This is a genomic window from Lichenicola cladoniae (genome assembly GCF_013201075.1).
GTDB lineage: Bacteria > Pseudomonadota > Alphaproteobacteria > Acetobacterales > Acetobacteraceae > Lichenicola > Lichenicola cladoniae.
The window spans coordinates 17,132-28,800 of record NZ_CP053715.1 but is presented as its reverse complement, the minus strand read 5'-3'; the positions used below and the strand labels follow the sequence as shown (position 1 = coordinate 28,800).

16 protein-coding genes are annotated in these 11,669 nt (G+C 58.5%); 10 read left to right on the top strand and 6 right to left on the bottom strand.

The features are described from left to right. Positions 1 to 24: 24 nt before the first annotated feature. Positions 25 to 1,179: a hypothetical protein gene (locus tag HN018_RS28380; protein ID WP_171837333.1), complete on the bottom strand. Its 1,155-nt coding sequence runs from the start codon at positions 1,177 to 1,179 to the stop codon at positions 25 to 27. A gap of 181 nt (positions 1,180 to 1,360) precedes the next feature. On the opposite strand from HN018_RS28380, the gene HN018_RS28375 reads away from it, so the two are divergent. From HN018_RS28375 to HN018_RS28360, 4 genes are all read left to right on the top strand, one after another. Then, positions 1,361 to 2,380 carry a site-specific integrase gene (locus tag HN018_RS28375; RefSeq protein WP_171837332.1) on the top strand — a complete coding sequence of 340 codons (1,020 nt, stop codon included), beginning with the start codon at positions 1,361 to 1,363 and terminating at the stop codon, positions 2,378 to 2,380. 262 nt (positions 2,381 to 2,642) lie between these two features. Next, entirely contained in the window at positions 2,643 to 3,458 is an 816-nt protein-coding gene (locus HN018_RS28370) for a hypothetical protein (protein ID WP_171837331.1), read from the top strand. A 125-nt stretch (positions 3,459 to 3,583) separates the two neighbouring features. Beyond that, on the top strand, positions 3,584 to 3,880 hold the full coding sequence (locus HN018_RS28365; RefSeq protein ID WP_171837330.1) for a WGR domain-containing protein: 297 nt from the start codon (positions 3,584 to 3,586) through the stop codon (positions 3,878 to 3,880). Positions 3,881 to 3,969: 89 nt separating this feature from the next. Then, positions 3,970 to 4,548, top strand: coding sequence for a tyrosine-type recombinase/integrase (locus tag HN018_RS28360; RefSeq protein ID WP_171837351.1), 579 nt, complete (start codon positions 3,970 to 3,972; stop codon positions 4,546 to 4,548). Positions 4,549 to 4,616: 68 nt separating this feature from the next. Here HN018_RS28360 and HN018_RS28355 read toward each other — a convergent pair whose 3' ends face one another. Together HN018_RS28355 and HN018_RS28350 are read right to left on the bottom strand one after the other, a co-directional pair. After that, positions 4,617 to 4,868 (bottom strand): hypothetical protein, encoded by a 252-nt coding sequence (locus HN018_RS28355; protein ID WP_171837329.1) that lies wholly within the window; start codon positions 4,866 to 4,868, stop codon positions 4,617 to 4,619. Then, positions 4,865 to 5,488: a ParA family protein gene (locus HN018_RS28350; RefSeq protein ID WP_171837328.1), complete on the bottom strand. Its 624-nt coding sequence runs from the start codon at positions 5,486 to 5,488 to the stop codon at positions 4,865 to 4,867. The genes HN018_RS28355 and HN018_RS28350 overlap by 4 nt, the downstream gene beginning before the upstream one ends. Before the next feature lie 331 nt (positions 5,489 to 5,819). Here HN018_RS28350 and HN018_RS28345 point away from each other — a divergent pair, with 331 nt between their 5' ends. Together HN018_RS28345 and HN018_RS28340 are read left to right on the top strand one after the other, a co-directional pair. Next, positions 5,820 to 6,446, top strand: coding sequence for a helix-turn-helix domain-containing protein (locus tag HN018_RS28345; protein ID WP_171837327.1), 627 nt, complete (start codon positions 5,820 to 5,822; stop codon positions 6,444 to 6,446). 265 nt (positions 6,447 to 6,711) lie between these two features. Continuing rightward, entirely contained in the window at positions 6,712 to 6,894 is a 183-nt protein-coding gene (locus tag HN018_RS28340) for a type II toxin-antitoxin system RelE/ParE family toxin (protein WP_204259814.1), read from the top strand. 58 nt (positions 6,895 to 6,952) lie between these two features. On the opposite strand, the gene HN018_RS28335 is transcribed toward HN018_RS28340, so the two are convergent. Both HN018_RS28335 and HN018_RS28330 read right to left on the bottom strand, forming a co-directional pair. Continuing rightward, on the bottom strand, positions 6,953 to 7,522 hold the full coding sequence (locus HN018_RS28335) for an RloB domain-containing protein (RefSeq protein ID WP_171837326.1): 570 nt from the start codon (positions 7,520 to 7,522) through the stop codon (positions 6,953 to 6,955). Continuing rightward, positions 7,519 to 8,751: an AAA family ATPase gene (locus tag HN018_RS28330; protein WP_171837325.1), complete on the bottom strand. Its 1,233-nt coding sequence runs from the start codon at positions 8,749 to 8,751 to the stop codon at positions 7,519 to 7,521. The genes HN018_RS28335 and HN018_RS28330 overlap by 4 nt, the downstream gene beginning before the upstream one ends. A 143-nt stretch (positions 8,752 to 8,894) precedes the next feature. Between HN018_RS28330 and HN018_RS28325 the strand changes: the two genes are divergently transcribed. Genes HN018_RS28325 through HN018_RS28315 form a run of 4 tightly spaced genes read left to right on the top strand, consistent with a single transcriptional unit; the run spans position 8,895 to position 10,199 of the window. Beyond that, a complete protein-coding gene (locus tag HN018_RS28325; protein WP_171837324.1) occupies positions 8,895 to 9,089 on the top strand; it encodes a type II toxin-antitoxin system RelE/ParE family toxin in 195 nt (64 codons plus the stop codon). Then, entirely contained in the window at positions 9,086 to 9,412 is a 327-nt protein-coding gene (locus tag HN018_RS28320) for a helix-turn-helix domain-containing protein (protein WP_171837323.1), read from the top strand. The genes HN018_RS28325 and HN018_RS28320 overlap by 4 nt, the downstream gene beginning before the upstream one ends. A 39-nt stretch (positions 9,413 to 9,451) precedes the next feature. Continuing rightward, positions 9,452 to 9,808, top strand: coding sequence for a hypothetical protein (locus tag HN018_RS29035; RefSeq protein WP_239479508.1), 357 nt, complete (start codon positions 9,452 to 9,454; stop codon positions 9,806 to 9,808). A gap of 13 nt (positions 9,809 to 9,821) precedes the next feature. Beyond that, positions 9,822 to 10,199 carry a helix-turn-helix domain-containing protein gene (locus tag HN018_RS28315; protein WP_239479507.1) on the top strand — a complete coding sequence of 126 codons (378 nt, stop codon included), beginning with the start codon at positions 9,822 to 9,824 and terminating at the stop codon, positions 10,197 to 10,199. Between the two features lie 285 nt (positions 10,200 to 10,484). Here HN018_RS28315 and HN018_RS28310 read toward each other — a convergent pair whose 3' ends face one another. Further along, complete coding sequence (locus tag HN018_RS28310) at positions 10,485 to 11,531, bottom strand: IS30 family transposase (RefSeq protein WP_172443453.1); 1,047 nt, start codon at positions 11,529 to 11,531, stop codon at positions 10,485 to 10,487. Positions 11,532 to 11,669: the final 138 nt, after the last annotated feature.

The following is an 11,669-nucleotide window of genomic DNA, read 5'->3' as shown; positions in this document are numbered from 1 at the left end:
TTCACTCGTCCTAATTGAGAAGCCTTAGTTCGCCTGCTTAACCCGGTCGAGAAGCCAGTTGAAGGCCGCAATGACCTTGCTCAGGCCTTCGGGATCGGCCGCTATAACGGCGAACGACAGGCCCGGCGTACGCTCCAGGTCTTGCTCCTTTAGGCCGGATCCGGCAACCCGTCCGAAGCGATCTAATAGTTCACGCCTTACCGTAAGGTCGCCAAAGACCGGGCGGTTCTGCATTGTCCCAAGTTGGAGCCAGATTTTTCCATCAGTCGACAAGTAAGCCGGATTTATTGATACACCCTGCGGCTTTAGGAGCGGGTAAACGGATCCATTCTCACGTCCCGTTCCCCACACGAGTGGCAGATTTGTTTCCTTCATCCAATCGAGAACAGCTCGGGCAACGGTTGCCTGCGGTTCGGAAAACGTCGCGTCGATCTTTGCCAGAAAGTGCTCCTCGGTCCATCTAGCGCCCGGTGGGAATTTCTTCTTTGTCGTTGCTTCCTGAGTCTGCCCAAATATCATCGGTACAATTGTGCGCAGGCCTTGCCCGGTGAACTGACGCAGCTCAATGGCAAGTATCTCAGCCGGATCCATCTGCTCGTTCAAAAACTCGACGATCCTGCGGAGCTCCGTCGGAATCTCGTCCGCGACGAAAAGCATACGGACTTTACCAGCCTGCAGGTTTGTTTTGACGTTTGTCCAGAAGGCTTCGGCTAAAGCTACCGGATCTAAGGAAGTTGTTGGGTCGAGGAGGGTAGTAATTACGTCATCGTAGGATGTCCCCGCCGACTCACAGGTCTCTTCGAGACTCGCGCGCATTGTCTCAGCGGTCCAAGAAGTCTGGCAGTTCGATGCATAGTCGAGCATCTGGCCCACGACCTCGCGGCGAAGACGCGTGTCACTCTTCCGCTTGACCTCCACTAGCGTAGGAATGCCATCCTGGTCTAGGAACAGGTGGTCGACGGACCATCGAGGGACGTCAGTGTCATGCCCTATGGCTTGCTCTTGTTTCACGAGCACAAAACGTCTGGGACTTCCAGGATCGATCTGATCTCCAACTAAAAGTTCAGGGAACTTGGATAGGAGTTCCTGGAAATCCACTTCGGCTGCAAACTGTGTCGGCTGCATGGCGACGAGGGACCCGTCATTCTGAAGGACAAAGACACCGGATTGCGATGGCAAGCGATTGCTCCATATCGACGAATAGGCGCGAGTATGTGAGCTATCGCTGCACATACAAGATACGTTGCATGCTTTTAGGGTGCCTGCGACCTCGTCCCACTTACTTTGTCTGATAATATGGATTCTCGGACAAAAGCAGAAGGGGTAGAAGAAGGGCAGGATCAGAGGTGCGGGAGCCAAGATGGACAGGTCGGAAAGGCTGACGGAGGCCGAGGATGGTCCAAGCCTGCCTGCATTGATTGACGGCCGGGATGCCGGCGCCGAGTTGGTGCAGGTCATCCAGGCCGAGCTTGCTGCCGCCGCCAGTTATGCCGAGGTCGCGCGGGCCGCATCAACCCGTAGTGCCTACGCGCAGGATTGGCGCGTCTTCGTCACTTGGTGCGTTGCCCGAACGCTCGAACCGCTGCCGGCGGATCCGCGTGCCGTCGCTGTGTTCCTGGCCAGCGAAGCTGCCAGAGGCTGCGCACCGATGACGATCGGCCGCCGGCTGGCGGCCATTGGACATGTGCATCGGCAGCACGGACTGCAGCCACCGCAAGGACGTGAAGGTGCCGCCGCGATCGTCGAGGTCATGGCTGGGATCCGACGTAGCCACGGCAAGCCGCCGGCCCGCAAATCTGCTGCAGATGCCGACGTGATGAGGGATTTGCTGCGGGCGATCGTCGGTGATGACATCAGGAGCGTGCGGGATCGGGCGCTGCTGGCAATCGGCATGGCGGGAGCCTTCCGGAGGAGCGAGTTGGTGGCACTGCAGGTGGCGCAGATCACCCGAGAGGCACGCGGCCTGCGCGTGCAGTTCGGACGCACCAAGACAGATCAGGATGGCAGCGGCCAGGTCATCGCCATTCCTTATGGGCGGCGTATCCGCCCGGTGCAACTGCTCGAGGCGTGGTTGGCGCAAACCGGGATCAGTGAGGGGTTCGTGTTCCGTAAGCTGAAGGGAGGTGCCGCGACGGACCAGCCGATGAGCGATCGGGCGGTGGCGCGGGTAGTGCAGGCTCGCGTGGCGGCGGCCGGGTATGATCCGACGCTGTTTGCTGGGCACTCGCTCAGGGCGGGCTTTATCACGTCAGGCGCACGCGCCGGCGCCTCCATCTTCAAGCTGAAGGAGGTCTCACGCCACATAAGTACCGACGTGCTCGCCGGATACGTCCGCGACGCGCAAATATTCGAAGGACACGCGGGCGAAGGCTTCCTATAACAATACGTCAAGTATGCAGATATGTTTGACGTCGTAGAGTGAAAGAATGATGGCACAAAAGCCCAAACTATTCACAAAGTATACCGCAGAATTATTCTTTCTATCTATAGCGCTAGAGGCTGTAAATTTACCTTGTTATTCATTCAAAACCCTAAGAAAGCTGCGTAGTAGTCTATATCTTACACAAGATCCGCTTTATCTACTAGCTGGCCTAGCTGTACTCGTCCTGTTCACACTATTCTCCGGGAGGTTAATGCAGATAATGGATGAGCAACGTCGCCATATTGGCTGGTGGAAACCAGCGGAGGGGACAGAAAGTAAATCTATTACATGGCCAGAAGCCTTTGAACTTGCCTCTCTCGACTGGTCCGAAGACCCCCTTTCCAACACCGATGCACCAAGATTGACTCCATTAGGATTGCAAGACTTCCTGTTAAATGGATCACTACTCCTTCTTATTGCGTGTGTAATCGCGACAGGACTGGATTACGTTGTCTTTCCACATATTCCGACGCTGTTATTAAAGTACGATCAAAATGCTGGCCCACATTTTTCCACTCTCGTGAGCGCTTCAGATAATTTAACTGCTTATCTCGCCATATTTACAGCCGCTATCGCTGTTTACGTAGCAAGATTCACTATCCGTGCTCAGGTGCGTTCAAAGTCTAGACAGAAATGGATTGATAAAGTCCGGACACTAATCTCTGATCTTATAAGTGATATCGATTTAGTATTCAGGAAAGAATACATAGACCTGACATCAATTAACAAGAAAAGAATGCAGTTAGAGCTTTTGCTCAACCCATCCGAAAAGGACCATCGACTTTTAACAATGTTGATTCGTGTCTGCGCGAGTCCTGGATTGCCCGTTAAAGCCGATGATAATCTGAGAGCCTTTTGGAAAGCAAATGACATGGAATATCGTATCCATTCCGGTGCAAAAGGGCTAATAAGAATTCTTCTTCTAGGAAAAGTTTCTAGAAATAATAAAGTTCAGGGCGAAGCAATATCTTACGTGATAAGATTGTCTAATGTTGTTCTAAAACGCGAGTGGGAACGCGTCCGGGAAACCCAATAATCAATCTATCGTTGATGATAGATGCGTTATTGGTAATAGTGTAACAGATCCAGGGCTGAAACGGCCCTAAACCGGACTTTTCGATAGTACTAGGCACCAGATTCTGATACACTTCCCGGGTACAGATGCCCAAACCCGCGCACCAAGCCCCTGCCCGGCCACCACCCACCCAGATCCCGCTGTTCAGCGAGACCGCCTCTCTCGTCAACATCGTCCCCGACCGCAACGCCTGGCGCTTCTACCGCCTCGCCATCTGGCCCGACCTGTTCGGCGGCGCCCTCCTGCTCCGACACTGGGGCCGCATCGGCACCCCAGGCCAGCAGCGCCTCGACCGCTACCCCGATCTCGGCGCCGCCCTTAATGCCCTCGCCCGCCTGCTCCGTGCCAAGCGTCAGCGCGGCTACCAGGATCGCGCCGAATGACAGCCAAGCCAGCAGGGCGCCGCCCCGCACCCCGCCAGGGCCGAGCCGGCCCTGGACCCGGCATCCATAAGGCGACGCCGCAGGTCGGGATGCAGCTGCATACCCTCGACGGGGCCAGGAAGTATCTGACTGCCGGCGAACGGGACGCCTTCCTGAAGGCAGCTGAACATGCCGATCGCGAGGACCGCACCCTGTGCATGACGCTGGCCTACAGCGGCTGTCGTCTTTCGGAAGCGTTGGCGCTTACCGTCGATCGCGTCGACCTCGCCGCCGGCACCCTGATCTTCGAGAGCCTCAAGAAGCGACGCCCCGGGATCTACCGCAGCGTCCCCGTGCCCCCTGCCCTGCTCGAAGCGCTCGACCTTGTGCACCGCATCCGCGAGCTGCAGGCCAAGCGCGGCAAAGGCAACGGAACCCGGCTTTGGCCATGGTCACGCATGACCGGATGGCGCGCGGTGCATGCAGTGATGGAAGCAGCAAAGCTCAACGGGGTGCATGCCAGCCCAAAGGGGCTCAGGCACGGCTTCGGGGTGGCCGCCGTCTCCGCCGGCATCCCCCTCAACCTGGTGCAGAAGTGGCTCGGACACGCTCAGCTCTCCACCACCGCCATCTACGCTGATGCCGTCGGGGCTGAGGAACAAGACATCGCCAGTCGGATGTGGCGGTAAAGAATCAACTGACTAGAAGCAAGTCGGCCTTTGGTTACAAAGTTCATTCAAACGAACCAACATCACAACTAATAGCCATAGCGCTCGAGCATTTCATCAATCGCCCGATCTAGTAGGTCCTGCTTCGTCATACCCTCACGATAAACCATGGTTCGAAGGCGGTCGTTGTGAGACTGCCGAATGCGGATCGTTAGTCCATGACGCTCCTCTTTAAGAGGCTTAGACAACCGTGGTTTTTCGTCCGGTAAAGTTTCTGCCTTTGCAGCCTCACCTTTTGCGGGGATGAGTGAGCTGAGGGACGATAGCGATTGCTTGCTCATCGGGTCATCTCCAATCGGGTGGCAACGTAGCGCCAGAGTTCCTTCACCTCTTGCGCAGCGCGGCCATCTGGATCGATCTCAGGAGCGGTTAGGCCGTCTGTCTTTGCGGCAGCATAGTCAGTTCGGTCCCACAGAAAGCACGGGGCTACTACACCATGCTGAGACAGAGCGATCGCCGCCTCTCCGGTCAACCGAACACGGGGCTTCACCCGATTGATGATGAATGCCATCGGTTTTTTAGCTTCATTCACCATGTCGACCGTCACGCCGACCGCTCGTAGATCGTCGGGACTAGGTTGGACAGGGATCAGCACCAGGTCAGCCAAAGCAATTGTCTCGGCAACGCTGCCACTCAAGGCAGGAGGGGTATCTATAATGACAAGCTTTGCCCCGCTATCGCGGAGCAACTGCAGCGCGGTAGCAAGGTCAGGTTCAGCGCGGATCAGGACCGGTTCGGCGGCTTTCCTGGCATCCCACCACTGGCTAAGCCCCTGCATCTGATCGGTATCTATGACTGCGACAGGACCAGCTCCGGCGCGCTCCGCCTCAACAGCTAAATGACAGGAGAGCGTTGTCTTTCCTGCTCCCCCCTTTCGGCTAGCGAGAACGATTGTTTTCATGATGGGTCATCGCTAGCTAAGTTGATAGCAACTCTGTAACCAAAGTTCGTTCAAACATCCATCCATGAAAATCAAATTTGCAAAGATGGTTGCTTTTCAAAGGTTTGACCGGCAGTCTTTACGCGACCGAATGACTCGGTCCGGACAAACCATGACCTAGAACGCGAAAAGGCGGCTCCCGAAGGAACCGCCTCTCCCACCTCTCACGAGGCGATGTCTGTAACCTAGCAGTTCAGATAGTGCCCATTGATCGCTCCGTTTTTCAAGCCCTCTCTGCTTGGACCGGGAGAGCTTTATCCTTCGTATGCCGTCCTTCGCCAGGAGACTGACGATGACAGGCAAGCTTATGGGGCGGATTGGTCGCCCCAAGCGCGACAAGGTGTTCGGTGAGGGCAGGGCGATCCCGCTCGATCGCAATGCCAAGGCGCGAATTTGGGCCTATGCGCTAGCGCGCACAGCGAAGCTACGCCGCCCGGGCCAGCATCGCGGACCACTTAGCCGGGCCACATTGGACGTGCTGCGGACCCTGCTGTGGCACTTCCACAACCGAAGCACCGGCCGATGCTTCCCCTCCTATGAGCGGATCGCCGACAGTGCCCGGGTGCACCGTGCAACCGTGGCGCGGGCGATCGCCGCTCTCGAGCGGGAAGGCGTGCTGACCTGGGAGAACCGCCTGGTGCGTCAGCGCGTGGCGATCGAGGGCCTGTTCGGGCGGCAGTGGGTGATGGTGCCGAGACGCACCTCTAATGCCTACTGCTTCTATGACTATCGGCGGGATGCCTTCGGCCGCCCGGTCGACCCGTCTTCTTCACCTAAGTCGCAGAACTCGACGGAAACCATAATTCAAGAGAATCAAAAGCTTGCTCGTGAACAAGCGGAGTGCGGGGCGACCATTCCTCTCGATCCCAGCAATCCGCTCGAGGCGGCCTTGCTCAGATTGAGCCAAGTCATGCGGTAAGACCCAGATCGCGAAGGCTCGCCTCATAGGATCCTTGTCCCGGTGGGGAGTGCCATGGTGCTCGAAGCCCTCAAGCACGGATGCTCTGCACCCGCCGCTCCGCGGTGCTGCGCATCCTTGACCGCTCCTGTGCGCCGTTGCCGCCTGACCGCGTCGGGACAAAGGGCGTCCCGCCACATCAACACTGCCTCCGGCAGGTCGAACAAAGGACTGTCGGGAAATATAGCACAAATGCTATTATGCTTGCTGACTTGCGATGCGTTGGATGAACTGGACTGTCGAAACCCTGGGAGCCGTCGTCGATGACCAGATCGCATTCCTCCCGAAGGACATGCAGGCAGCCTTCCTGCGTCCGGCCGAGCGTATCGAGGCTGTCGACCTGGAGCGGATTGGACAGCCGCACGTCACGCATCTGCAGGTCAAGCTCTGGGAGATGGGGGTCCGGTAGCGGCCGAACCGAAAGTGCATTTCGGAACGATTTTGTTCCGCGAAGGTCTGGGGAATCGCTACTCTTCGAGCCCAAGGCAGCGCAGCAGTGCTCGCAACTCGCGCTCGACCCCCGCGGCGCGGCGCACCGCGTCACGGTCGATCCGCATGGCGAGCGTTGCCCGCGACAAGGGCTTTTTGTAGCCCGACCATTCTCGCTCCAGCACCCGCAACGCCTCCGGTGTGTCGGGCGGTCGCCGTGTCGTGCAGTTGGGAAGGTGACGCACCAGCAGCGCCTCGAAACAGGGCTCCTGCCAAACAATTGTGATCTTGTGCTGGGCTGCGAGATGCCGCGCGCACGCTGCGCGGGCGGAATCGCGCGCCGCCTGATCGCCATCAAGCAGAATAAAACGTTCCGGTGGCGCAATGCGTGTCCGGCGGAGTTGTGCCAGGCGTTGGACGGCGAGCTGGACGCGGGCGAGGGGATCCCCAGCGCCGCGGCCGAGGTTATGCACGACAAGGTGGACGTGCAGGCTCGCCTCCCGCAGCATGGCCTGCAGTAGCCCAGCGTAGGCCACTTCGGACTCTCCCTCGCAACCGATGAAAACTGGCCTGCGCTCAGGAATCGAAGGAGGAGACCGGCGCCTCATCCGATGGTCGGCACGCCGCCATAGATACCGCTCAGGTATTTTCGGTAATGGTTGTCGTCGCGACGCACCTTCACGTCCATAAGACTATGAACGGAGGTGCGACCCTCCCGGTCTTTCTCACAGATTACGATTTCCTCCTTTGTGAGGTCATCAAGGAGCGAGGCCGAGTGGCAGGAGAGCCAGATCTGGCCGTCCAGCCTGTTGCGCACGTGTGCGTCGTGGAACCAGCGGATCAGCTCGGGCAGCACCAGCGGGTGAATTGCTGCATCCATCTCGTCGATTGCAACGACGCCGCCGCAATCGAGCGCCGCGCTTAGAAAAGGAAACATTTTAATAAAAGCGCGGGTGCCGTGACTTTCCAGCATCCAGGGCATTTCGACCTGCAAGCCCTTGTGCTTGAACATTAGGACCGGGCCGTTCAGTAGGCTGTCCTGAAACCGCATCTCTTCAATACCCACGTCGATGCGGCCCAACTCGTTATTAAGTTTCAACATCATGGCAGGCTGTGTCTTGAGAAAATCAATCACGCCGCCATCGCCGCCGGCGTGGATTGGGTCAATCTGAAAAAAGACCCGACGCGCCGCCTGCTCAAACAGCTGTGCGGTCGGATGCTGAAATTTCGCGAAGGAGGAAATCACTGTGTGGTTACCGGCGAGCGTCTTCACGAGGTGCTGATAGCCGCTAAGACTGAAGGAGCGGGAGTCCCGCACCCGGCCCGCTACGTCACGCTCGAAGACACGCTGCCACTTGCCTTGTCCCTTAGGCTTCTGGCGCAAACTTTCGGCAGCGATCCGGCGCACCAGACCCTCGGTTACTTCCAGCTCCAGCTCGTAGCGGTAGAGCCCTTGTTCGAGACATTCTCCTTCAGTCACCCGTTGCTGCACCTCGGGAGTGAAATTCATGGCGCCGCCAAATTCGATCGCAAAGCACATCGGACGGTCGGCGGACTCCATATCGTTGAAGCGCTCACAGCCGCTTATGCCAGCATTGGTGGTCTGCACGCTGTCCCGGATGAAGGTGGCGAGGAACATGAGCGCTCGAAGCACCGTCGTCTTGCCGGAAGCGTTCGCTCCGAAGAGGGCGACGACCTTAGGCGCGCGAACGTCGGCGCCCCGGAAGATGGGCCCAAAGCGGCCCTCAGTGTCAGGTACCTTCCCGTCCACCGTCAGATCTATAACCTGACGATCACGAATCGAGAAGAAGTTCTCGACCTCGAACTTATAGAACATGGGCGCCCCTCATCGCTCCATAATGGATATTTCGACGATATTTTGTCAATATCTTTATTTCAGAGGCCTTCTAGTGGGGATTTAGGCTGCCGAAGGTGGCTGTATAAGCCGACAGTCGTTGGTCGCCGCTTTGGTTGGCTGAAATGCAGTTTCGGTTCCGCTGCTACCGGACCCCCGAGATGCGGTTCAGCGGCCGAGACGGGATTGCCCGGGCAATCTACGTCACCGCGATCGGCCGCCGGGTCATCGTGGTGCATGCCTTCGTGAAGAAGACCCAGAAGACGCTCCGGGCCACCTTGGCACTGGCCGAACGCAGAGCCCAGGAGATCACGCGATGACCAGTCTGGCCAAGCTCCGGCAGAAGCTGCTGACCGATCCGGAGGTCAAAGCCGAGTATGACCGCCTCGGGCCGATTTTCGCCGTCGTTGGCGAGATGATCGAAGCCCGTCAGGCTGCCGGCCTGACGCAAGCCGAGATCGCCGCACGCATGGGCACGACCCAGTCCGTGGTCGCCCGATTGGAGACTGCCCGGCACATGCCGACTTTCGACCTGGTTGCTCGCTATGCCGCCGCGATCGATCGCCGGCTCGACATCCGTCTGGTACCAAATGGAGCGCCAGACGGCCTCAGCTCAGGTCTCATGCGGCCAGCTTGTCCATGAAACATTGAAATCACTGTGCCATTGGCCCATAATAATTTGATGTGGGCCATCGAGGACATCTCGTTCGAGATGGTGAACGACATGACCGATGATCCGGTGATGACCCTGGTGGTCAAGACCCCGGTGGGTGCGTTGGTGTTCACAGCCGAGCCCGTCGCACAGGGTAGCATCCTGATCCTTCAGGGAACCCATGTGCAGGGCGCCCACAAAGGTGCCGTTGGAGGCCAGAACCTGGGGGTGATCGCCCAGGCCGTCATGAAGGGAATGGGGTTCGATGGACTCGTCGTTGAAGGAGCGGTTCGCACGACTGGGGCCCGTCCGGGCCGTCGACCGCGTGACATCCGGTACACCCGCCGTGTTCTCGATCCGCCTCCAGTCGGATCATCCAGACCTTAAGACGATCGACGCCATGTTCGTCCTGGCCCGTCGTGGCTTGAGCATGCTCAAGGCGAAGCGGCAGATCGAGGCTGTCATTGAGAGAGGGCAGGCGACCGTCGAACTCCCCACCGTCGAGGATACGTCTGCCGTCGTCGCTGATCTCGATAAGGCGGGCTTCGAGGCCCAGCTGGTGCAGTTGTCGACGACGCTGGACGTGCGCCATGTGCGGCAGAAACTCGGACTGTCGCGGGAGCAGTTTGCCCTTCGTTATGGCCTGGAAGTCGAGGCGGTCAGGAATTGGGAGACCGGTAAACGGGAGCCGGACACTGCAGCGCGCAGCTATCTGCGGGTGATCTCGAATGCCCCTGAACAAGTCGGGCTGGCCTACGCTCAGACCCCGTCGCCGTAGCAGCTTCCGCTTTAGAAGATGCCGGTCAGCTGGACGGCATCCGCGCTATGCCGGTTCGACGCTGTTCCCATCTGTAAGTCCCACATACTCTGTCAGGTCGGCGTGCCTCGATCGGTACCTGGTGGGATCATCAGGTGCCGATCGTTCTACCGATCACGGCACTGAGCGACGAGGTGCTCAAGCTCTTCCCTATTTCCTGGAGCCGCTTCTGCCAGTTCGCGGCTGATCTCGTAGTATTCATCATAATCGATACGACGGTTTGCAACTGGAATAGAAAGGGCGGATTCAAGTTCCGGAGCGAACACCCACGCCGAAGACTTTGTTTACACCAGCCTGCCCGGCCAGCAACATGCTGAATTGCTCGCTTGGCGTCGCGTAGTCGAGCGTCTTTCGAGGACGGCTATTCAGGCTGTCGGCAACGATGTCGAGATCGTCCTGATCCAAGCCCGACAGAGCCGTGCCTTTCGGGAAATACTGGCGCAGCAGACCATTGGTGTTTTCGTTGGAGCCACGCTGCCAAGGTGAGTGAGGGTCGGCGAAGAAGATCCTCATGCCAGTGCTCAGCGCCACGCTTTCGTGCTGTGCCATTTCCTTGCCTTGGTCGTAGGTCAGCGTCTTGCGCAAAGATGCGGGAATGGCATTCAGCGCGCCGGAGAAAGCGCTCGCCACCACATCGGACTTGCGCGTAGGCATGTGCACCAGCACCACAAAGCGGCTTGTCCGCTCGACCAACGTGCCGATGGCACTCGCTCCGCCGGTGCCCAGAATAAGATCGCCTTCCCAATGGCCCGGGACCAGCCGGCCCTCGATTTCCTCAGGTCGTTCCTTGATGTTGGTCATGTTGCAAAGTTTGCCGCGGCGTTCGCTGCCCTTTGGCTTGCGGCCGCGCATTGGCTTGTCCTGTCGCAAATACGAGATCAGCTCACGGCGTAGTTCACCGCGCGGCAAGGCGTAAATCGCCGTGTAGATTGCCTCGTGCGATACCGACAGACCAGGTGGCTGCTCCGTTCCCGCCTCCATCCGCTTACGCCTGCCCGATATCTGCTCGGGGGACCAACCCAGACGCAAAAGCCCCGCCACACGGCCGAACAGCTCACCATCATGCGCCAGAACAGGCCTGCGTCCAGTCAGGCGACGATCTGCCTCGGCCTGCGTCGCCGCAGCCTGCGCCCGGTAGGAGGTCGCGCCGCCATGCCGATTGATCTCGTCCGAAATCATGCCCGCAGAGCGATCCAAGTCGCGTGCAATCGCCCGCACGCCCCAGCTATCACAAAGGCGAACCTCGATCATCGATCGATCAAACACCGTTAGCTTACGTCGTTGCCCTGCCATCCCACCACCCTACACCCGTTGGCCCGGCGTGGGTGTTCGCTCCGGAACTTGAATCCGCCAAGATAATAGCGCCCGGTCTCTTCCTCCACGCCGACCGTGAACCGCTTCTCTCGAAAGATGTGAAGGTCCTTAAATTTC

Excerpts from the sequence above, each read along its gene's own strand:
- HN018_RS28375 (WP_171837332.1), top strand. The coding sequence starts at position 1,361 with ATGGACAGGTCGGAAAGGCTGACGGAGGCCGAGGATGGTCCAAGCCTG.
- HN018_RS28370 (WP_171837331.1), top strand. The coding sequence starts at position 2,643 with ATGGATGAGCAACGTCGCCATATTGGCTGGTGGAAACCAGCGGAGGGG.
- HN018_RS28365 (WP_171837330.1), top strand. The coding sequence starts at position 3,584 with ATGCCCAAACCCGCGCACCAAGCCCCTGCCCGGCCACCACCCACCCAG.
- HN018_RS28360 (WP_171837351.1), top strand. The coding sequence starts at position 3,970 with ATGCAGCTGCATACCCTCGACGGGGCCAGGAAGTATCTGACTGCCGGC.
- HN018_RS28355 (WP_171837329.1), bottom strand. The coding sequence starts at position 4,868 with ATGAGCAAGCAATCGCTATCGTCCCTCAGCTCACTCATCCCCGCAAAA.
- HN018_RS28350 (WP_171837328.1), bottom strand. The coding sequence starts at position 5,488 with ATGAAAACAATCGTTCTCGCTAGCCGAAAGGGGGGAGCAGGAAAGACA.
- HN018_RS28345 (WP_171837327.1), top strand. The coding sequence starts at position 5,820 with ATGACAGGCAAGCTTATGGGGCGGATTGGTCGCCCCAAGCGCGACAAG.
- HN018_RS28340 (WP_204259814.1), top strand. The coding sequence starts at position 6,712 with ATGAACTGGACTGTCGAAACCCTGGGAGCCGTCGTCGATGACCAGATC.
- HN018_RS28335 (WP_171837326.1), bottom strand. The coding sequence starts at position 7,522 with ATGAGGCGCCGGTCTCCTCCTTCGATTCCTGAGCGCAGGCCAGTTTTC.
- HN018_RS28330 (WP_171837325.1), bottom strand. The coding sequence starts at position 8,751 with ATGTTCTATAAGTTCGAGGTCGAGAACTTCTTCTCGATTCGTGATCGT.
- HN018_RS28325 (WP_171837324.1), top strand. The coding sequence starts at position 8,895 with ATGCAGTTTCGGTTCCGCTGCTACCGGACCCCCGAGATGCGGTTCAGC.
- HN018_RS28320 (WP_171837323.1), top strand. The coding sequence starts at position 9,086 with ATGACCAGTCTGGCCAAGCTCCGGCAGAAGCTGCTGACCGATCCGGAG.
- HN018_RS29035 (WP_239479508.1), top strand. The coding sequence starts at position 9,452 with ATGTGGGCCATCGAGGACATCTCGTTCGAGATGGTGAACGACATGACC.
- HN018_RS28315 (WP_239479507.1), top strand. The coding sequence starts at position 9,822 with ATGTTCGTCCTGGCCCGTCGTGGCTTGAGCATGCTCAAGGCGAAGCGG.
- HN018_RS28310 (WP_172443453.1), bottom strand. The coding sequence starts at position 11,531 with ATGGCAGGGCAACGACGTAAGCTAACGGTGTTTGATCGATCGATGATC.